The following is a 20,123-nucleotide window of genomic DNA, read 5'->3' on the forward strand; positions in this document are numbered from 1 at the left end:
TCATGAATAAATGGTTAAGTATGTTGTTTGATATAGTTGGGCTGCATTCCTTACATCGTAAAAAAAGTCTACAAACACAGTTCTGTAATGATGGCAGTTTACAACCTTTTACAATAACTCCAAATCGGTCCTCCTTTTATCAATTAGATACAATCCCTGATGTTTTGTTTGAACTTACCGATCAAAAGAACTATCTATTGGCTTCCTATAGCTATAATAGTCCTATTCATTCTGAAGATAAGGTTAATAATATGGCAAAAGGAATGTGCTATTTAAGCCATAATGATGAAGAACCTGTTCATGTCATTATTGTCCATGGCTGGCGTTCAGACAGTTTGAATAAATTTAAGTCCATTTTCTTAAAACAAATGCAAAAAAAAGAATTTAATGTCTATTTTCCGACCCTTCCCTATCATTTTGATCGGGCATCTAACAGTCTGTATAGTGGTGAATACATGATTAGTGCAAACGTGTGCAGAACCATAACTGCTATCAGACAAGCAGTTGTAGAGATAAGGGCGCTAATTCAATGGTTAAAAGAAAATAAAGGTGGAAAAGTAATCCTCATTGGTATCAGTTTAGGTGGGTATATTTCCAACCTAGTAAGTTTATACGAAAAAGAAATTGATGTGCTTGTTTCAGTTATGTACGCAAATAATCTTTCTTATGAGATTTGGCATACACCAATAGGGAAGCACATTAAGGAAGATTTGAAGAAGAATAATTTTACATATGAGCAATTACAGGAGTATTGGTCTATACTTCGCGCAGATGAAGCAAAACCATTGGTGCCAAAAGATAATATATTACTGATTAGTGGAAAATATGATCAGTATGTCACAGAACAAGACGCAAACAATCTGTGGCTTGCTTGGGGGAAACCACGACGCCTTCTTTACCCTTCTGGACATGCAGGAATACTATTTAATCGTAAGAAAATTGCTAAAGATACAATGAACTTCATAGAAGACTCTATTGCCAATGGAAGTGAATAAACCATGTTGTTTTTATTTAGTCTCCTGTGGGGAGTAGGTTTAGTATTAATAATATTTGATCCGAATAGGGAGTCTACACGTTGGGCTAGTGTAACAGCTTTTGCTGGTGGTGCGGGAGGCCTGTCGGTTGTTATTGAAGAAAATATAAGACCACGTATGGCAGAAGTTATTAACAGGCAATATATGGACGGAACTCTATTATTCCTTGAACATATGTTGTCATTTGTTTCCCATTATGTTACCCCATTTGCGTTCCTTGTCTTTTCCATTGTGTATTCTGAACTTTTAATTAATAAAAGGAAAAAATATTTAAAAGTAATCCTTATTTTACCAATCTTAGCAATGGGTATTTTCTTTCCTATATACCCAAATTTAGTAGTTCCCTATGCCATCGCTAGTTTGTGGGTAATACCATATATTCTATGTGGCGTTGTGTTACTGGTATATGCGTTTATTCAGGAACAGCATCCATCCAAAAAACGTCAACGGCTTTTAGTTAATCTAGCCTTTATCCCAGCCATAACCTTTGGATTATTTACTAACTACATTTTGAGAATTCTGAATATTGATGATGTTTGGAGATATAATTATTGGATTGTATTATTTGCGGCTATTGTTTTTTTTATAGGTCTAATAAGCTTCGGCTTTATGGGGTTAAAACTTCAAGTGCAGCGTCAGCAATATGCACTTCGAACGCCAGAAATAAATTCAGGGTCCACTCTTCTAAATCATGTGTTAAAAAATGATATAAACAAAATGGTTGAGGTAGAAGATTTAATAAAAGAATTAGAGAGCCTACAATCAACAAAACGAACGCCTACAAATTTTACATTCCTAAGTCAATTAATATTTAACTGGGCGGAAAGGGAAAGAATGAAATTAGCGAGTGATATTCATGACTCTGTCCTTCAAGACATCATTATCCTAAAAAGAAAAATTGAGGAAATGAAGCAAATGTCTGTAGAGAATCAATCTGAGTTGGGTAATAGAGTAACAGAATTGGAAGAGGAAATTTTAGATATTATGTTTAGTATGAGAGACACATGCCAAGAATTAGCACCACCATTTTTGGGAAAAATGGATCTCCTGCATGTGTTAACCGATTTAGAAGAAAAATTCAAATTACGTTCTAATAGTAAACTTACTATAAAAGTTGAGGGGAGTCCCAATTCTTTTTTAAATAATGATTATAAATTAGTGATATATCGTATCGTTCAAGAACTATTGAATAACGCCAATAAACATGCAAATGCAGACGAAGTAACTATTTTAATTAAAATTAATGATAAGGATTTGGAATTATTCTATCAAGATAATGGAGTAGGTGCCGATCTTAGCTCAATTAATAAAGATCAAAAAAAGATAGGGATAATAGGGATGACTGCGCGAGTCCATGGCGTGGGAGGAAATGTGAAATTTATGTCAGAACCTGAAAAAGGGTTGAATGTTCAAGTAGATATTCCACTCAAACAAACTTTGCAATGTTAGAGGTGACAGGATGCTTAATATTCTTGTGGTAGACGACCATTCAATCGTAGGAGAAGGCACAAAAACAATATTAGAGAGTGAAGCTGGTTTTAGTGTTGATTTTTTTGGATCGAGTGTAGATATTGTGGATTTAATAAGAGAAAAAAAATATGATGTTTATTTGCTAGATTTACATATGCCTGAAATCAGTGGTATAGAACTAACCAAAAAAATACTATGTCTTCACCATGAAGCAAAAGTGATAATCTTTACCGGCCATGAATTATCCAGCCATTATAACTATTTAGTTGAAGCCGGTGCTTCAGGTTTTATAAGTAAAGCGAGTTCGAAACAGCAACTTATTCGTACAATAAGAGGTGTTGTTGATAACCAAGCAGTTATTCCTCTTGAATTATTGTATTATTTACGACGAATAGAAAATAAAGTAAGTATGGAGAATGGAAAAGAAATAAGGTTAAATCAAAAAGAAGAGGAGATTCTATTAAAGGTTGCTGAAGGATTAACAAACGAGCAAATAGCTGAAGCCATTTTTATGAGTAGGAGAAGTGTAGAGAGGTATTTAACAGGAATATTTAAAAAGTTACATGTGAGTTCGAGAGGAGAGGTAATTGTAAAAGGGCGTACGCTTGGATTAATACCAGAGGTTATGAAATAAATAAGTACCAGCTTCAAAATGCAAAATTTATTAGATAAATATCTGTTTCATTAAATCCGCCAAAGATTGTCGGGATGACGCCGGAAGTAGTCGGAGATAATTTTTGTTCTACTTATTATTATTAAGGTAGAGGGAGGTGAGAACAGATGTTTAAAGAAATGAACCATAGTGAGTTATCTGAAACTAATGGAGGAGCTGCACCGCTAGTAATATTCGGTATTGCAGTTACATGGAAAAAAGTTGCAGTTGCAACAGGCGGTGCTTACGCAGTAGGTTATGCAGGAGGTCAAGCATATAGCCATTATCAGAATACTAAATAATTCTTATATTTAACCTAAAAAAATTAGGAGGAATACTATGTTTAAAGAAATGAACAATACTGAGTTAACGAAGACTAATGGTGGAGCTATCTTTATCCCAATTCTAGCAGGTGCTGCAGCTAAAAAAGTATTGGTAGGTGCAGGGGCGACTGCTCTTATTGGTGGAGGCGTTGCACTAGGGTTTTACAATGGTAAAAAAGATAAAGATTTAGATTATAGATAATCGTTAGGAAAAGCAATTAATTTAATAACCGATTTCTTATTGTAAGTATAAATTTTTTATTCAAATATAGGCTCAAGGTTAATGATCTAGTAACCATTTAGTACGTTGACTATTTAAAAACGATTTAAATGGTTACTAGGTTAAGAGCTGACCATTATTAAAGGAAAAGAGTTTTGGTTTTACGTTTTAGGTGGATTAGATAGGAATACGGAAGCTTAGATAAAATTTAGAGTACTAATTAGGAGGTATATATGTTTAATTATCTATATCAAAAAGTTAATAATATAATCCCTATAGAAATAAAGTATAGTGACTTTATTTTTTACTCCCTAATTCTCTTTACTATTTTAGCGTATTTTTTGGGGTATGTACTCGGTGGAACTTATTCTCATATAACAAACCGTTAATAGGAAAAAAACTAAATTATTTAGTGAGTCATAGACGTATACAAGTTACAAATCTAATGGAATTACCTGCCATTTTTTTAAGAAATTAAAACAAAACGAGGATAATATATGCGTAATTATTACCATTGCATCAAACAACACGACGAAAAAGATTGCGGTGCGGCTTGTTTAGCGACAATTGCCAAACAATATGGCTTAAAAATACCCATATCAAAAATCAGGGAATTTGCAGGTACAGATAAACAAGGTACCAATGCGCTAGGAATTGTTACAGCGGCAGAACAATTAGGTTTTACGGCCAAAGGTGTAAAAGGTGATGCGGAGGCATTTTTCTCAGAATTTCCTTTGCCTGCAATAGCCCATGTTGTCATTGATGAAAAATTACTCCATTACGTCGTGGTCCATAAAATAACGAAGAAACAAGTAATTATTGCTGATCCTGCTAGAGGTATTGTTAAATGCACTCCTGAAGAATTTTTTCAAATTTGGACGGGAGTGCTTATTCTTATGGTGCCGACGCAAAAGTTCGAAAAGGGCAATGAAACAAAAGGGCTCTTTTCAAGGTTCTTTCATCTCTTAAAACCGCAAAAATGGTTATTTGTGCAAATCATTTTGGCTTCTATTTTATACACCATTCTTGGTATTGCTGGGGCATTTTATTTTCAGTTGTTAATTGATGAAATATTAGTTTTTAATTTAGAAAAAACATTACATATGATCTCTGTCGGCGTCATTGTTCTCTACACCTTTAAAGTCCTCCTTGATGCTTTTCGGTCTTATTTATTATTACATATTAGTCAAAAGTTAGATGTTAGTCTAATTTTAGGGTATTACCAGCACGTATTATCTTTACCAATGAACTTTTTTGGAACGAGAAAAGTTGGGGAAATTATTTCTCGACTGCTGGATGCTTCTAAAGTTCGTGAAGCCATTTCAGGAGCAACTCTAACAATTGTATTAGATACATTGATGGTAATTATTGGTGGAATTATACTTTATACGCAAAATGCGTTTTTATTCGGTATTACCGTTATTTTGGTTCCAATTTATTTAGCTATAGTTTGGGCTTTTCGGAAACCGTTCGAAAAAGTTAATCGCAAAGAAATGGAAGAGAATGCGCAGTTAACCTCTTATTTAGTAGAATCATTAAACGGTATCGAGACAGTCAAAGCCTATAATGCTGAAAGGCTAGCTAATCTAGAAACCGAAACAAAATTTATTAAGTTATTAAGAAGTATATTTAAACATGGCATGATTGATAATTTTCAATCCGCACTTAAAAATTACTTACAGCTAGCAGGTGGAATTGTCATCTTGTGGGTTGGTTCTTACCAAGTTATACAAGGCAATATGACTGCTGGGCAACTAATTGCCTATAATGCCTTGCTTGCATATTTTCTAACACCATTACAAAACTTAATTAATTTACAGCCTATGCTCCAATCCGCTGTTGTAGCATCAGAACGTTTAGGAGAAATTTTGGATTTAGAAACTGAAGCGGACAAGCATAAAGGGAAAAAAATTGAGCCAGAAAACTTAACAGGTGATCTTCAAATAAAAAATCTCGATTTCCGCTACGGTACCCGTGAATTAATTTTAAAAAATATTAATATAACCATTAAAAATGGTGAAAAAATTGCTTTTGTTGGGGAAAGTGGATCAGGGAAAACAACTTTAGCTAAGCTTCTATTAAATTTTTACCAGCCAGAAAAAGGAGAAATCTTTATCAATGATTTCAATATTCAAGATCTTGATTTTCATAAATTGAGAGAAAGAATTGCGTATGTATCACAAGATAACTTTTTCTTTAGTGGGACAATCGAAGAGAATTTATCTTTAGGTTTAGATCAGAGATCAACATTGGCAGATATCATTGAAGCTGCCAAAATAACCAAAGCGCATGATTTTATTAATCAACTTCCTCTTCGTTATAATACGATTTTAGAAGAAAATGGCGCTAATTTATCAGGCGGACAACGTCAACGCTTATCAATTACAAGGGCAATATTAAAGAAGCCAGATATCTTAATTTTAGATGAGGCTACGAGTAATTTAGATTCAATTACCGAAAAAGCGATATCAGAAACGATTGATGAATATTGTAAAGGAATTACGACAATTATAATTGCCCATAGGCTTAGTACTATTATGAAGTGTGACAAGATTTGTGTCATAGAGCATGGTGAAATTATTGAAATGGGAACACATGAAGAATTGATGAGTAAATCTGGCCGTTACAGTCAGCTTTGGAAAAATCAATTACCAGAGATACAAACTCATCAATTGGTCATGCAATAAAGGTGATGATATGAGAGAAGTAATAAAAAACATAAACGAATTATCAGATAGTAGAGAAGTACTTGAATCTAAACCACACCCTTTTGTTCCAATTTTTATTTCTATTTTTGTGTTATTACTCATAGCTTTACTAATCTGGTCGTATATTGGGGAGTTTGACCGTGTTGCCAAAGCAACAGGGGTGGTGCGACCGAATGATCGGGTTAGTACTGTTCAACCCACTATTTCTGGACGAGTAGAAGAGGTGCATTACCAAGAAGGTCAGCAAGTGACTAAGGGTGATATCTTATTTACAATAAATCAGGAAGAACTAAGAATGGAATTGCAAAATCGTCAACTGGATTTACAGCAAGTAAAAGATGAAATTGAGTTATTAAAGAACTACAGAGAAAGCATAGAGCGAAAAGAAAATTTATTTAGTGGTGAATTAGATAAGGAAAAAGATTACTCCGATTTAGTTGATCAGTACTTACTAACGGTTGAGACTATTAAAGCTGATTATGCTGGAACTATATTTGAATTGGATCAGCATCGAAATGAGCTTAATTATTCATTACAATTAGTAGAAGTTAATATGAAGGATCATCAGGACAATTATAAACAAGTATTAAAAGAATATGAATTTGAAAGGCAAGGGCTCGAAAAAGAAATTGATAGGATCGAAACAGAACTGGCTAATGAAAGAAAACTAAAATCATCCATTGAAAAAAATAAATTAGACCTACCTGAGTCAGATCAACAAAGACACTCTCAATTTATATCTTTCCAAACGAAATATGAAAAACTGCTGGCTATCTCTAATGAGCATAAGAGATCTTACGAAAACTTAAAAGAAACTGAAGGGATCTCACAGGACCAAATTGATCAAGCAAAAACTCAATATGAAATTTCGTTATTAGAGGTAGAAACCTTTATTAATGATACATTATTTGTAGTCATTAATAGAATTGATAAATTTAAGTTACAGCTCCAGGAATTAACCAATAAATTGCAGTACTTAAACGATATACAACAAGTAAAAGTAAACAATGATGCTCACGTGACTCAAAAAGATCAATTAGGTGATCAACAAAAAAACTTAGTACAACAAGAACAGTCACTAATCGAAATGAAAGAGTTAGCATTACAAAAGCTTGAAAAAGACAAGATTGTCGAAATAAATTCGACTTTAGCTGGACAAGAAAATGAGAGAGATGCATTAGAAGAAACGATTGACCAGTTAACAATGGCGGTTGAAAACGCGGAAATCACGGCTCCTATTAGCGGGACAATTAATGTATTAAAGGAAATGAACGTTGGAGAGGTTATTCAACCTGGTGAAAGTATTTTATCTGTTATCCCTAAAAATGAATCGAAATATAAAATGATGATTGCAGTGCCTAACCACGAGATCGGAAAAATTGCTGTAGGGAATGAAGTGAATTTTCATTTTTCTGCGTTTCCGAAGCAAAATTATGGACATTTAAAGGGTGAGATCACTTCAGTAAGCTCTGATTCGACTATTCAACAGGATGGTCTTAGTTATTATACCGTGGAAGCCACCATTATTAATGAACCACTTGTTAATAGAAGAGGCGAGCAAGGCGAAGTTAGAATAGGCATGACTTCAGAAGTATTTGTGGTAACCGAGACAACAAAAGTCTTTCATTTTTTACTTGAAAAAATTAATTTAAGAGACTAGTATTATGCGGTTAAAAAATGACCAATTACCGCCGCATATTCTAGGGGTAGTTTAGTCTACTTTTCTAAATGAATTTATAGTGTTTGACCTAAGTTATACCGTTTTGAAAATCATAAAATATCCCTTAATACAAGTAGTTGCTCTGGAATGTTTATATCGTTCCATAGTTTAGAGAGGAAGTAATCAATGTCAGAATTACAAAAAAAAGATGAAGAAATTACATTGAAGCCAGTGAAACCTTCAGTATTTGGAATGATCTTAAATCCAAGTGAACAATTTGAAAGACTTAAATCAAATCCAATGGTGTCAATACCGTTCCTTTTAGTAACACTTATTTACACCATTGGAACTGGGATAATGGCTTTTGGAATGGAGAGTTCGTGGCTACTTGCAGAACTTAGTCCAGAGGAAGCTGAGCTTTTTGCTGAAATTGAGATGTTCATGCGCATTATGGTGTTAGTAACAGGATTGTTTGTACCCATCATAGGTGCACTAGTTTTTGCTGTTATTTTCATTATAATTGCAAAAATGAGCAGCAGTGCTGTAACGTTTAAGAAACTACTTTCTATAGGACTTTTTGTATCAGTGATTGGGGGACTTGGAGTTGTATTTAATGCGATGATGTCTACCATATTTGGAACAAATCCAGATATCCCATTTACTAGCTTAGCCATTTTGTTTAGTGAAAATAATAGTTTAAGTAACCTACTAATAAGTATAGAAGTGTTCGCGATTTGGCAATTAATCGTTACCGTAAAAGGTTTAAGGAAAGTAGCAAATTTTGGTCCTGCCTTAGCATGGTTGAGCACTATTGTATTTTACTTCATTGGTATACTTTTTGTAGTTTTTGTAAGTTAGATGAAAAGCCTGTCACCACCCTTCGACAGTCGGTGGTGACAGGCTTTTTATTAAAATCCGACAAAAACATGATAATCATCTAGGTCTTTCTCTATGAAAAGGGAAAGATCCATTTTTATATAGAAGAGCTATCTCAATTCTATAGAGTGATGCTTCGTTTTCTTTTTAACTATCGAGGTTCCGATCAGTAGCAAAGCAGAAGTAGGCCAAAGTTGAAAATAAAAAGGCTGAAGTCTTTGAAAATAAATGTATTATTGCTCACATACTTGACCTCTTCTAAGTAGTCAAAGTACTTTTTTCTACAGAAATCGGGGGTGTAATAAGGTAATTGCACAAACTTTTTTTTGAAGCACTAAAAACAAAAGCCGCTAAGCCAAAACTCAGCTTAGCGGCTTTTTAAAATTTAAATATAATAAAGTATTAACTTACGGGTATGTTGTTTTCCAAATACATCGTTAATTAAACCTGCTACTTACAGTTTTTGAGACGATCCTGATCCATTTTCATGATTTGTCTGCTTACTTCTAGCAATGTAAAACCTTATCAGTAGTGAGTGATCTAATATATTCTTGCAAGTTGTATATAAAGTCCTATTCTTCAGTTGGGTTTAAGAATTGGTTTATTTTGTTCTTGCCGAGTTCTTTTAACGCCTCAAAATCTTCGGGAGAGAAGCGTTCTGTTATGGTCGCCTTCAATTCCTCAATCTCCTCTCCTGATAAACCGCTTCCTACTTTTTCGGCAATCGAGAGAAGTTCTATCATTGAAAACTCTTCCATCACTTTAGTAATTGCTTCATCTTTTGATAACGGCTGGTCTGTTGCCGCTAGGTGCTGATCTTCTTCCGTTTTTACATGATAGGTGTCGTAGGTTTCGAGTTGATCTAGAGAAATTCCTTCTATCGTCTCATTATCCAACCACTTTTCCGTATGATATTTCTCTTCTTCGAAAAAATGCTGTTCTGCCATTAGGTTTTTTCCGAAATTGGTACCGGTTAGAATAAAGAGCCCAAGGAAAGCGAATAAAATAATTCGTAACATTGTTGTCACCCCTGTTATGTTGGTTAAAAAGTCATTGACTGGACTTGTAATTAACTTCGTCATTGGCTTCTAGTTTCGACATGTATTGGAGAAGACATACATTGGTGAAAGGTTTCAGCCGTTACAAAGGTGGCATATAAAAGAATAGGTAGGCTTTCTTTAATAGTAGGGAGAGGATAAGGTAGCAGAAAAAAATGCCCCTTCTTTTTCATTAAACTTCTCTTACATATCCTATAAAAACTTCAGGGATGAAACTTATTGCTTGCATAGTTTATTTTGGTAGTCTACAAAGCTCTTTATGATTGAAAGTCTAAACCCACTAGAATAAACATTACCGCAACAGACTCCGTTTTTAATAGGTATCCGTAATAAAGGTACTTGCGATATGATCGGTAATAGGACCATATTGCTCTTGTTTACTTGCAGGATAACTAATAATAAACGAATTAAACGTACTATCATCAAAGAAGAACTTCTTATATACAGTCGTCCCGTTTTCATTATAGGAGATTACATACCAATCATCTGTGAGTCTTTGGTAACCAATCGGGGCAGATATATTAACTATATCTTGATAATAATAAGTTTCGATCGTTTCCCCACTATCAATAATGTTTGTATGCCCACCAAAGGCTACGATTTCTAACTCATTATTGTAAAATCTTGCACCATCACCGTTTGTTGGGGGAGGTGCCATCGTTAAATCACTAGGATATTGAATTGAAAAGCCAAACCTTGCATTTTGATAAACTTGATAAGAAACTTGTTTTTTCTTAGCTTCTTCTTTTTTAGCTTCCTCCTGTTTTAAAGCCTCTTCTTTTTTCATTTGATCGGCTTTTTTCTTAGCTTTATCTTTTTCCTTTGAAAAGAGTTCGAGTTGCTCTTTTAACCGTGTTACATCGGCTTGATAGGTTGATAAAATGTCATTTGAGTAAATGGTTTCCTCTAAAAGCTGTATCTCTTCTTTGACCTTATAATAATTTTCTTCAAGGTTAAGACTTTTAACTTGTTCTAGCTTTTCTTGGAAATTATAGACTGTTTCTTTTTTAAATTGAATTTGTTCCTCTAATTTGCCTGCTTCCTCCTGAAGTGATTTCAATCCCTTTTTTTGGTTAATCACAACTGAAAGTGAATTTATAGCTTTTTCAAAGTTCCCTTGATTGGCTGCTTCAATAGCATTAGCCATCTCTTTTGCCTGTTCATAGTATGCGGAAGCTTGTTCATCGTTTGCCTGCTCCCTCAAAGCTAGTTCAAAATAGAGTGCTGCCTTATGGTAATCTTTTTCTGCTAAGCTCTCTATCCCTTGATCCATAGCTTTTTGATATTCATGATTTGAACATGCAGCGAGAGTCAATAAAGCTAGCGAAACAATCAATTGAATGAATAATTGTTTTTTCATATTTTTGGCCCATTTCATATTCGATTTTTAAAGAAAGGTTGTCTGCCCCCCTAGAATAAACTTTAATTCTCATTTACCTCCAAATAAAATGATGGGCTCTTTTATCTTCATCTTAATAGATGCCATATTATAAACATTTTTAGTAAACGACATAGAACCCCTCACGATCATTTAGTTAATCAACTAATCTCAAAAAATTGAACGTTTTATAATTAGTAGTAATATTATATCAAAAATAAGATTATATGTACCAAATAAATAGGAAATTAGTCTTATGTGGTAAGGGAGTTTTGGAGATGTATAGGCTAGTAGGGGGGCAGACCACGCTTTTGGATAGAAGTAAATATTAGATAATAAGAAGAAGGAGTTACCTACATTTGGTAGCTCCTTCTTTCTTGAACATATCCTTATCTACTTGTAAGAGTCACGGTAAAGATTTCATCACTGTTACGGACTTCGATTGCGAGTTCATAACGCCCGGCTTCATAATACAGCAATTCCGTATCAATGTATCGTTCGTCTATCATTTGACGGTCCGGTTGACCGAGTGTGTCAATGAGGGTATCAACATCACCGGTAATCAGATCACCTCTCAGGACAAGGACGATTACATCGTCTTCACCGGTGAAGTATGTAGAATACCCTACATGATTGAAGAAATGAGTTGCTACACCACCAATCATATCGTTACTCTCGATTGGCCCCCCTTTTTCAGCCACAATCGTTTCGTAACTTGTCCCTAATGGAAACTTAGCTGTTGGAAGAAGGCCTTGTTCAGCAAGTGTAAGCCATTCACGGGTAATCGGGATAAATGCATATGGGAAATGGAAGGATGTATCACTATTCCACTGACGATATAAATCTTGACCGAAATTAAATCCGTCATAATAGGTTTCATCGTTGTACACTTTTTGATCAATTAAGTTCAGTGCTAGTGTTTCCTTTTCAAGCTCCCACGTATTAAAGACCCATCCGTGTCCTATGTCTGCTTCGTGATTTAAATAATCAACAGTTTGGAAGCGGCCATCTCCAATATTCTTAAATTGTCCACCGAATAAACTGATCCAATGGTCTGTTGGTGTCACGGATTGTAGTTGACCATTTTGTATAGCAAAAAGGTGAACGGAATTTACGTTTGTCGCTTCTCTTTGATAGAGAACAAGAATATCTAAACTATCTGGATGAGAAGAAATGTAGGCCATCTCTACTCCTTCATTAAAAGTCTGTGAAAACCCTTCATCTGTGTAAAAGAGTGATAGATGCTCTTGTTTCACCCCGTAGTCACTGTCATTTTCTGATACATAAAGGTTATAAAATCCTGAATAAATGACGTCCCCTTCTGCTCCTTGAAAAGAAGGGGCATCTAGGGTACCGCGTTGTTCATCTTCGGCGTAAATATGTATTTGATAAGCCTGGTTATGTTCATCACGCATCGGAAGGACAAATCGACTGTTTGCATCTAGGACATCGAGACTTTCAGTTTTGACATTGGCGTGAGGGTCATTTTCTTCTGCATTTTCTTCTGCATTTTCTTCTTCTGGTTCCGCCTCTACTGCTTGATTTTCTTGTTCTACTTGTGCTTCGCTCACTTCTTCCTCCGTTGAGAGAGATGCAACTGGTTCCTCAGACTGACACCCTGTCAGGAGTAGGAAACAAAGAATAAGAGAACTCATCATAATAGCTAATTTCATATCATCACCTCTAGTAGTTTTTTACCATTTAATGATACAGGTTTTACGTAGGAAAATCATTACATTATATAAAGACGGTGCGGTTTTCCCGGTGCGATATGTCGAATTTTGACTAATGGGGTCAAGAAATCGATAAACGAGGTGAAGTTGAAAATAAATCATGCAAAGTTGAAAATAAAACGGTAGAAGTTGAAAATAAATCACGCAAAGTTGAAAATAAATCATACAAAGTTAAAAAATAAACCGCGCAAAGTTGAAAAATAGTAAAAATCAATAGTGGTTAGGAAAGTTGTTTAGTAGGTGAAGCCGATCTTGATGGCAGGAGAGCCGCCGTTACGTATAAAACTGCCGTCGTATATAAAGAGATCCGTACTGGAATCAAGAGAAGAGAAAAATATAAAAAGTATAAATAAAGAAAAGCAGAATTCTAGGATCATAGAGTTCTGCTTTTTTAAGTCTACAACTTAAAAACTGGTACTAACGACACATAAATTCGTCACTTTTATTAATTTAATGTAAAAAATTTATCTTAAATTAATATATGAAAATAACTAATTCCCGCGAAATAGGCATCGGATCAAGGTTATTCGTTTCGGATGGATTTTTTTACAAAAAATTAACACACTCCTAATTTACATTTATTTTACAAAATGAAAAACATCGCTTAAAGGTAGCTTGATATTTGATCTGTATATTGGAAGTAAGAAAAGGAAAAGGAGGTGAGAGGTATTGAAAATTGATTTACATATGCATAGTACTCATTCAGATGGTGAGTTACAGCCAACAGCGCTTGTGCGCGAAGCCTATCAGCAAGGCGTTTCCATTATGTCGATAACCGATCATGATGAAATTTCTGCCTATCTAGCTGCGGCATCATTGGCGGACGAGCTCGGTATTACGCTTATCCCAGGTATTGAAATCAATACAGATGGTCCTCAAGGAGAACTGCATATTTTAGGATATGGTTTCAATGTGAATCATCCTCAACTGCATGAATATATTGATTGGCGCCAAGATGAACGGAAAGTATGGAGTCAACAGATCGTTAGCCGACTCAATCAGTTAGGCTACGATATTTCTTGGGAAGCTTGTTGGAAACGAGCGAATCAACATGTGATTGTTCGTACTCATATTGCAGATGAGTTAGTGGAAAGAGAGTACTTTCAACGTTCTGAAGAAGCATTTCAATCGTTACTTGCTAAAGGAAAACAAGCATTTGTCACTCGAGAAGGTTTTAATGCCAATGAGGCGATTGAATTAATTCAAAAATGCGGTGGAAAAGCATTTATTGCCCATCCTGGTATTTACACTTGGAATTGGCAGTTGGATGAGTTAGTTGAAGCTGGTTTAGATGGTGTAGAAGTTTATTATTCAAAACACTCGTTACAAGATACAACTCATTGGCTTCAACAAGCAAAACGTCATGGGTTATCTATCAGTGTCGGAAGCGATTTTCACGGTGTGACCTCAAGAAACCCTTATCCCATTGGATCTGTTCCATTTAACTTTGAGAAAGAACTAGACTGGTTGAATGAGTTTGTGAAAACGGAGGTTTAAAATGAAGTGTTACGCATCTACCACATTGATGTGGGGGAAAACGATCGATGAGATTAGTTCAAAGACGAAGTCACTTGGGCTTGCAGGTATTGAAATCTGGGCAGAACAAGCGTGGTATTACAAAATGACCGATCGTGACATTCGCAGAGCATTAAAGCATCACGAGTTAGATGCAACTTTTCATGCGGCGAGTTGGGATTTGAACTTATGTTCCTTAAATGCAGGTATTCGGAAGCAGTCGGTTGAGGAAATTATCCGCTCAATTGATTTGGCGGTTTCGATTGGTATATGGAATATAACTGTACATCCTGGCAAGCAGACCTTAACGAGTGATTGGAATTCTTGGCATTTTGACTGCCTGCAGCACAGCCTCGATACACTTGAAGATGTCGCTAAAAGATACGGAGTGATTTTGTCAGTAGAATTGATGGAACCTGTCAAAAAAGAATTTGTGACGAGTCCAACCGTGCTCAATCAAATTGTCGCAGGCCGATCTAGTTCTATTCAAACGACCTTTGATGTGGCCCATGTTTCTTTTAATAAAGATTTAATTACTACTCACCAAGAAGTTGACCGGATGAATAAAATTCATTTAAGTGATACATCTACTGCGCAATATCATGTTGCCTTAGGACAGGGAGAATTGAAGTTAAGACCTTATATTGACTTTATTCAATCTAGTAAACTCCCAATTGTATTAGAAGGTTATGACACGAGTGAAGAGGCTGTTCTTTTAAGAAAGCACCTTCAGTATCTCAATGAATGTATTCGAAGGACGGAGGATAAGACAATTGAAGTTTCTAGTTACTAATGACGATGGAATATTTGCACCTGGAGTAGCAGCACTAGTAGAAGTTTTACAGCATTTTGGCGAAATTTGCGTCGTTTGTCCAGATCAAGAACGAAGTGCCATCAGTCACTCAATTACGATAAAACAGCCGTTAAAGGCAACGCCGGTATCCATTTTTGGTTCGAATGTGCAAGCATGGGCGATTAACGGGACAACTGCAGATTGTGTAAAACTTGCATTAGAAGTTTTGTTAAAAGAACCACCGGATGTCGTTGTTTCCGGAATTAATTTAGGAGCTAATTTAGGTCGAGATGTGTTTTATTCAGGGACGATGGCTGGAGCGGCAGAAGCGTCACTATTTAACATCCCAGCGATTGCCGTTTCTGTGGACCGAACAAATACAAAAGAAACCAACTTTCAATTACCGAAACGACTTTTTTATGAAGTGATGGAAATTATTTTACCGAATAAGCCGCCAGAAGGCGTTTTTATCAATATTAATCTACCTTATGTTACGAGAGAGTTTTGTGCAGGAATTAAAGTTGTTCCTCTTGATTTATCTGTCAGTCGGTATAAGTATGTCGGTTTAAACGATCCGTATGGGCAAGTGTATTACTGGTTAAAGGACCGGCTGTCTCAATTATCGGACTTTGACGAAGAAGGTGATTATGGAAAATTAAAAGCAGGCTACATAACGGTGACTCCTCTTGAAGGAAAAGTATGTCATAAAAAGCATGTGAAGAAGCTTGAACGTTGGTTTCACAATAAAATGATGAAAAAATCGAAGGAGGAACTTTATATATGAAACGTTATTTCTATTCCATTTTAGCAGCATCAGCACTTGTTTTAGGAGCATGTGGGGGAAGTACTGAAACGAATGAAACGGTTGAAACATCCAACTCATCTTCTGAAGCAGCGGAAAACCTTTCGGGTAACATTAATTTTTATACGTCTCAACCAGATAGTGATGCAGGTGAATTAGTAAAAGCTTTTAATGAACAGTATCCAGACGTAAACGTTGAAATCTTCCGCTCAGGAACAGAAGAAGTGATAAGTAAAATTCAAGCCGAAAAACAAGCTGGAGAAATTCAAGCGGATGTTTTATTAGTTGCGGATGCGGTAACATTTGAAAGCTTAAAAGAACAAGAGTTATTACTAGCGTATCAATCGCCAGAACATGATCAAATCCCAGCAGAGTTTGTAGATGAAGACTATATGTATGCAGGGACAAAGGTGATGGCATCTGTACTAGCCGTCAATACTAATGCAGTTAGTGAGCTTCCAAATTCATGGCAAGTATTAGCTGGGGCTGACGCAAGTGACCAAGGAATTATGCCAAGTCCGCTATATTCTGGAGCCGCTGCGTATAATGTTGGTGTACTTTCCCGTCAGGATGCTTTTGGTTGGGAGTTTTTTGAAAAACTTCGTGATAACAATTTGACGGTGGTTCAAGGAAACGGTGGCGTTTTACAGGCTGTTGCAGCTGGTGAGAAGACCTATGGTATGGTTGTTGATTTTATTGTTGCTCGTGCTAAAGCAGAAGGTTCACCCATTGATTTGGTCTACCCAGAAGAAGGAGTACCGGTTATTACTGAACCGATTGGTATTTTATCGAATACAAAAAATGAAGCTGCAGCAAAAGCATTTGTAGATTTCGTTCTTTCTGAAGAAGGACAAACCATGTCTTCGGAGTTAGGCTACACTCCAATTCGCGAAGGTGTTGCTGCACCTGAAGGGTTAAAAGCTATTACAGACATGAAAGTGGTTTCACACGATATTAAAGAGCTGTTAAAAACACGTGACGAAGATAAGCAACGCTTTATTGAAATTCTTGGTGAATAATAGAGTTGAGGTGCACGATACATGTCAAATCCGTTACAAGGAAGACGCGAAAGCCTGTCTTCCTTCTTTTCCTTACCAACCAAATTAACCAATCGAATGTGGATTGGACTTACTCTAGTTCTCATTTTTCTTTTCTTTGTGTGGCCGATTGTTCGTTTAACATTGTTGAGTTTTTCTGTAGAAGAGGGCCACGTATTCTCGAATTACCTTTTAATTTTTCAGGAAGCGAGAACGCTGAAAGTTCTTTCGAATACGTTTATCATCGTTTCTGGTTCGACACTTTTATCCGTTTTATTAGGAGTATCACTTGCATGGCTCGTCGGTTACAGTGACATTCGTTATAAAAAAATAGTATCCATCTTTGTGATGTTACCATTTATCATTCCTTCTTACATTGTCACATTATCGTGGACACAATTTATGGGGAATAATGGTATGTTCGCTAAGGTTCTTTCCTTTTTACCCGGTCAGTTTGAGCCGCTTAACTTATACAGTTACACAGGGATGATTGTCATTCTAGGTTTATCGCACTATCCTTTAGTGTTTTTATTAACGATGAGTATTATTAAAAGAATCCCGCGAGAATTAGAGTGGGCGGTTCGTTCCTCAGGTGGTAGCTATTGGACGGCTTTTCGGAAGGTAACGCTTCCGCTTGCCTTACCAGGAATCGCAAGTGGTGGCTTATTAGCGTTTCTTGCAAACCTAGACAATTTTGGGATCCCTGCCTTCTTAGGCATCCCCGCTAATATTACGGTGTTAAGTACGGCAATATATCAAGAAATAGTTGGATTTGGACCGAATGCGTTTGCAAGGGCGGCCACATTTTCAGTTATACTCGGTATCATTGCTTTACTCGGAACTCTATTTCAATGGTTGCTATTAAAGCGCGGGACACAAGGAGATACGAGCGAAATCGATTCCAGTCCCCGTTTTACACTAGGGAGTTATCGAACAACAGTGGAAGTTGCTTTATGGTCTTTTCTTATAATTATTAGTATTGTTCCGCTATTTTCTATGGTAGGCTCGTCCCTCATTAGAGCTTATGGTCTTCCGTTTACATTAGAAAATCTTACGTTTAATCACTATCAATTTGTATTGATGGAAAATGACAAGATCAAGGGAGCGATCGTAAACAGTTTGAAGCTTGCGATAGGAACAGCGTTTATTTGTTTAATTGCCGGTACCGCTATCGCTTATTATCGTTTACGGAAAAAGAATAGTTTTGGTAAATGGATGGAAGTTTCTGTTGGTTTACCTTATGCATTGCCAGGAACCGTTTTAGCACTTGCTATGATTTTAACGTGGATGCAGCCGATCCCAGGCTGGAATCCAGGAATATACGGGAGTATTTGGATTTTATTTATTGCCTATGTGACGCGGTTTATGATTTTACAAGTGCGAGGAAGTATGACTGCGATGTCCCAAATTGCTCCGTCGATGGAGGAAGCAGCCCATGTTTCAGGAGCGAGTGGATTTAGCAAGTGGCGTTTTATTATGTTGCCCCTTTTACTTCCGGGGTTATTAAGTGGAGCATTTCTCGTATTGCTAACCGCTTTAACTGAACTGACCGTTTCGGCGTTACTGTGGTCTAGTGGTTCCGAAACGATTGGCTTAATGATTTTTAACTTTGAACAAGCAGGATATACCACTTATTCTACGGCGTTTTCGACAATTATTGTTATTACGATGCTAGGGCTAGCTCTCGTGTTATTGGCGTGCCAAAAGTTTTATGAAAAGAAGGTGAAAAGTGTATGAGTACAGTTGTTGAACGTATATCAAAAAAGTTTGGGGAAACGACGGCTTTATCCTCGATTGATTTGACCATTGAAAAAGGGGAGTTTGTTGCGATCTTAGGCCCTTCCGGCTGTGGGAAAACGACTTTACTACGACTGCTTGCTGGCTTTGAACAACCTTCTGCTGGCAGCATCACGATGGGTAATCAGTTGATTGCGACTCATAGTCAAACAGTGCCGCCAGAAAAACGAAATATTGGGATGGTGTTTCAATCATTTGCCTTGTGGCCGCATCTGAAAGTAAAAGAACAAATTCATTTTCCAATCCAACACCATCGTTATGTTCCGGCAACGTTAAAGAACAACAGTGAAGAACGTGTTCGCGAAATGCTGGAACTTGTTGGACTGTCAAAATACGGGGACCGTATGCCGAGTGAATTATCGGGTGGTCAAAAGCAACGTGTTGCCATTGCTCGAGCGCTTGCTCCTCAACCAGCGTTATTATTAATGGATGAGCCACTCAGCAGTTTGGATGCAGAGTTAAGAATGGATTTAAGAAAAGAAATTCAAACGATTCACCGCTTAACGAAAACGTCGATTGTGTATGTTACCCATGATCAAGGAGAAGCACTAGCGATGGCAGATAAAATTGTCGTGATGAAAGAAGGTCAGATCGAACAAATCGGTCGCCCAGAAGAAATCTTCTTAAGACCTGAAACAATGTTTGTTGCAAAATTTGTAGGGAAGGCCAATATTTTACGGGGAAGCTGGACGCAACAATTCTTCAAACCAGAAGGGGAAGCAAGTCTGGTCTGGGAAAATCAATCGGTTTCGACCGAAATGAGAAAAGATGGTCTATTTCCTGTTCGTCCAGAACAACTCGTCGTAAAGAAAAGCGGTTCCGGGCTTCAAGGGATCGTTCGCAACGTCATGTTTCAAGGAAAAGAAATTCATTACTCGATTGAGGTTAATGGAGAGTTAATCAATGTCCATACAAATAGCTTCCACCGCTATCATGTCGATGAAAAGGTAGTCGTCGACTTTAAGCAGGAAAGCAGTGTCCCCATTTATAGTGAGCCGTTGGTTGGGGTTTGACGGCATTCCTACTTTAATTTATTTTTTATTGATTTTATAAGTTATCTTAGCGGA

The 20,123-nt window shown here is 36.4% G+C and carries 17 protein-coding genes; 14 read left to right on the forward strand and 3 right to left on the reverse strand.

The genetic code is table 11. The annotated features are described in order from the left end of the window. Positions 1 to 2: 2 nt before the first annotated feature. From ACNSTQ_RS01220 to ACNSTQ_RS01255, 8 genes are all read left to right on the forward strand, one after another. Entirely contained in the window at positions 3 to 995 is a 993-nt protein-coding gene (locus tag ACNSTQ_RS01220; protein ID WP_418198027.1) for an alpha/beta hydrolase, read from the forward strand. 3 nt (positions 996 to 998) lie between these two features. Next, positions 999 to 2,483, forward strand: a complete 1,485-nt coding sequence (locus ACNSTQ_RS01225) for a sensor histidine kinase (protein ID WP_418198028.1) — start codon at positions 999 to 1,001, stop codon at positions 2,481 to 2,483. Positions 2,484 to 2,493: 10 nt separating this feature from the next. Further along, positions 2,494 to 3,138, forward strand: a complete 645-nt coding sequence (locus ACNSTQ_RS01230; protein WP_418198029.1) for a response regulator — start codon at positions 2,494 to 2,496, stop codon at positions 3,136 to 3,138. 146 nt (positions 3,139 to 3,284) lie between these two features. Next, complete coding sequence (locus ACNSTQ_RS01235) at positions 3,285 to 3,458, forward strand: class IIb bacteriocin, lactobin A/cerein 7B family (protein ID WP_418198030.1); 174 nt, start codon at positions 3,285 to 3,287, stop codon at positions 3,456 to 3,458. 37 nt (positions 3,459 to 3,495) lie between these two features. Further along, positions 3,496 to 3,681, forward strand: a complete 186-nt coding sequence (locus tag ACNSTQ_RS01240; RefSeq protein ID WP_418198031.1) for a hypothetical protein — start codon at positions 3,496 to 3,498, stop codon at positions 3,679 to 3,681. A 515-nt stretch (positions 3,682 to 4,196) separates the two neighbouring features. Beyond that, a complete protein-coding gene (locus ACNSTQ_RS01245; protein WP_418198032.1) occupies positions 4,197 to 6,386 on the forward strand; it encodes a peptidase domain-containing ABC transporter in 2,190 nt (729 codons plus the stop codon). A gap of 10 nt (positions 6,387 to 6,396) precedes the next feature. After that, positions 6,397 to 8,067 (forward strand): HlyD family efflux transporter periplasmic adaptor subunit, encoded by a 1,671-nt coding sequence (locus ACNSTQ_RS01250; RefSeq protein ID WP_418198033.1) that lies wholly within the window; start codon positions 6,397 to 6,399, stop codon positions 8,065 to 8,067. A gap of 186 nt (positions 8,068 to 8,253) precedes the next feature. Continuing rightward, the gene (locus ACNSTQ_RS01255; protein WP_418198034.1) at positions 8,254 to 8,925 is read left to right on the forward strand and encodes a YIP1 family protein; all 672 of its coding nucleotides are present in this window, start codon (positions 8,254 to 8,256) and stop codon (positions 8,923 to 8,925) included. 590 nt (positions 8,926 to 9,515) lie between these two features. Here the strand turns inward: ACNSTQ_RS01255 and ACNSTQ_RS01260 are convergent. The 3 genes from ACNSTQ_RS01260 to ACNSTQ_RS01270 form a co-directional block, all read right to left on the reverse strand. Continuing rightward, on the reverse strand, positions 9,516 to 9,962 hold the full coding sequence (locus ACNSTQ_RS01260; RefSeq protein ID WP_418198035.1) for a hypothetical protein: 447 nt from the start codon (positions 9,960 to 9,962) through the stop codon (positions 9,516 to 9,518). A 352-nt stretch (positions 9,963 to 10,314) separates the two neighbouring features. Then, complete coding sequence (locus ACNSTQ_RS01265) at positions 10,315 to 11,361, reverse strand: hypothetical protein (protein ID WP_418198036.1); 1,047 nt, start codon at positions 11,359 to 11,361, stop codon at positions 10,315 to 10,317. A gap of 407 nt (positions 11,362 to 11,768) precedes the next feature. Next, the gene (locus ACNSTQ_RS01270; RefSeq protein WP_418198037.1) at positions 11,769 to 13,052 is read right to left on the reverse strand and encodes a hypothetical protein; all 1,284 of its coding nucleotides are present in this window, start codon (positions 13,050 to 13,052) and stop codon (positions 11,769 to 11,771) included. A 729-nt stretch (positions 13,053 to 13,781) separates the two neighbouring features. On the opposite strand from ACNSTQ_RS01270, the gene ACNSTQ_RS01275 reads away from it, so the two are divergent. Genes ACNSTQ_RS01275 through ACNSTQ_RS01300 form a run of 6 tightly spaced genes read left to right on the forward strand, consistent with a single transcriptional unit; the run spans position 13,782 to position 20,069 of the window. Then, a complete protein-coding gene (locus ACNSTQ_RS01275) occupies positions 13,782 to 14,609 on the forward strand; it encodes a PHP domain-containing protein (RefSeq protein ID WP_418198038.1) in 828 nt (275 codons plus the stop codon). A 1-nt stretch (position 14,610) separates the two neighbouring features. Beyond that, the gene (locus ACNSTQ_RS01280) at positions 14,611 to 15,420 is read left to right on the forward strand and encodes a sugar phosphate isomerase/epimerase family protein (RefSeq protein WP_418198039.1); all 810 of its coding nucleotides are present in this window, start codon (positions 14,611 to 14,613) and stop codon (positions 15,418 to 15,420) included. Next, on the forward strand, positions 15,401 to 16,204 hold the full coding sequence (gene surE, locus ACNSTQ_RS01285; protein WP_418198040.1) for a 5'/3'-nucleotidase SurE: 804 nt from the start codon (positions 15,401 to 15,403) through the stop codon (positions 16,202 to 16,204). Before ACNSTQ_RS01280 ends, surE begins: the two co-directional genes overlap by 20 nt. Beyond that, the gene (locus tag ACNSTQ_RS01290; RefSeq protein ID WP_418198041.1) at positions 16,201 to 17,241 is read left to right on the forward strand and encodes an ABC transporter substrate-binding protein; all 1,041 of its coding nucleotides are present in this window, start codon (positions 16,201 to 16,203) and stop codon (positions 17,239 to 17,241) included. The genes surE and ACNSTQ_RS01290 overlap by 4 nt, the downstream gene beginning before the upstream one ends. A gap of 21 nt (positions 17,242 to 17,262) precedes the next feature. After that, positions 17,263 to 18,996: an ABC transporter permease gene (locus ACNSTQ_RS01295; protein ID WP_418198042.1), complete on the forward strand. Its 1,734-nt coding sequence runs from the start codon at positions 17,263 to 17,265 to the stop codon at positions 18,994 to 18,996. Further along, positions 18,993 to 20,069 (forward strand): ABC transporter ATP-binding protein, encoded by a 1,077-nt coding sequence (locus ACNSTQ_RS01300; protein WP_418198043.1) that lies wholly within the window; start codon positions 18,993 to 18,995, stop codon positions 20,067 to 20,069. Before ACNSTQ_RS01295 ends, ACNSTQ_RS01300 begins: the two co-directional genes overlap by 4 nt. Positions 20,070 to 20,123 lie beyond the last annotated feature (54 nt).

The sequence above is a fragment of the Alkalihalobacterium sp. APHAB7 genome (assembly GCF_048323755.1).
Taxonomy (GTDB): Bacteria; Bacillota; Bacilli; order Bacillales; family Bacillaceae_F; genus Alkalihalobacterium.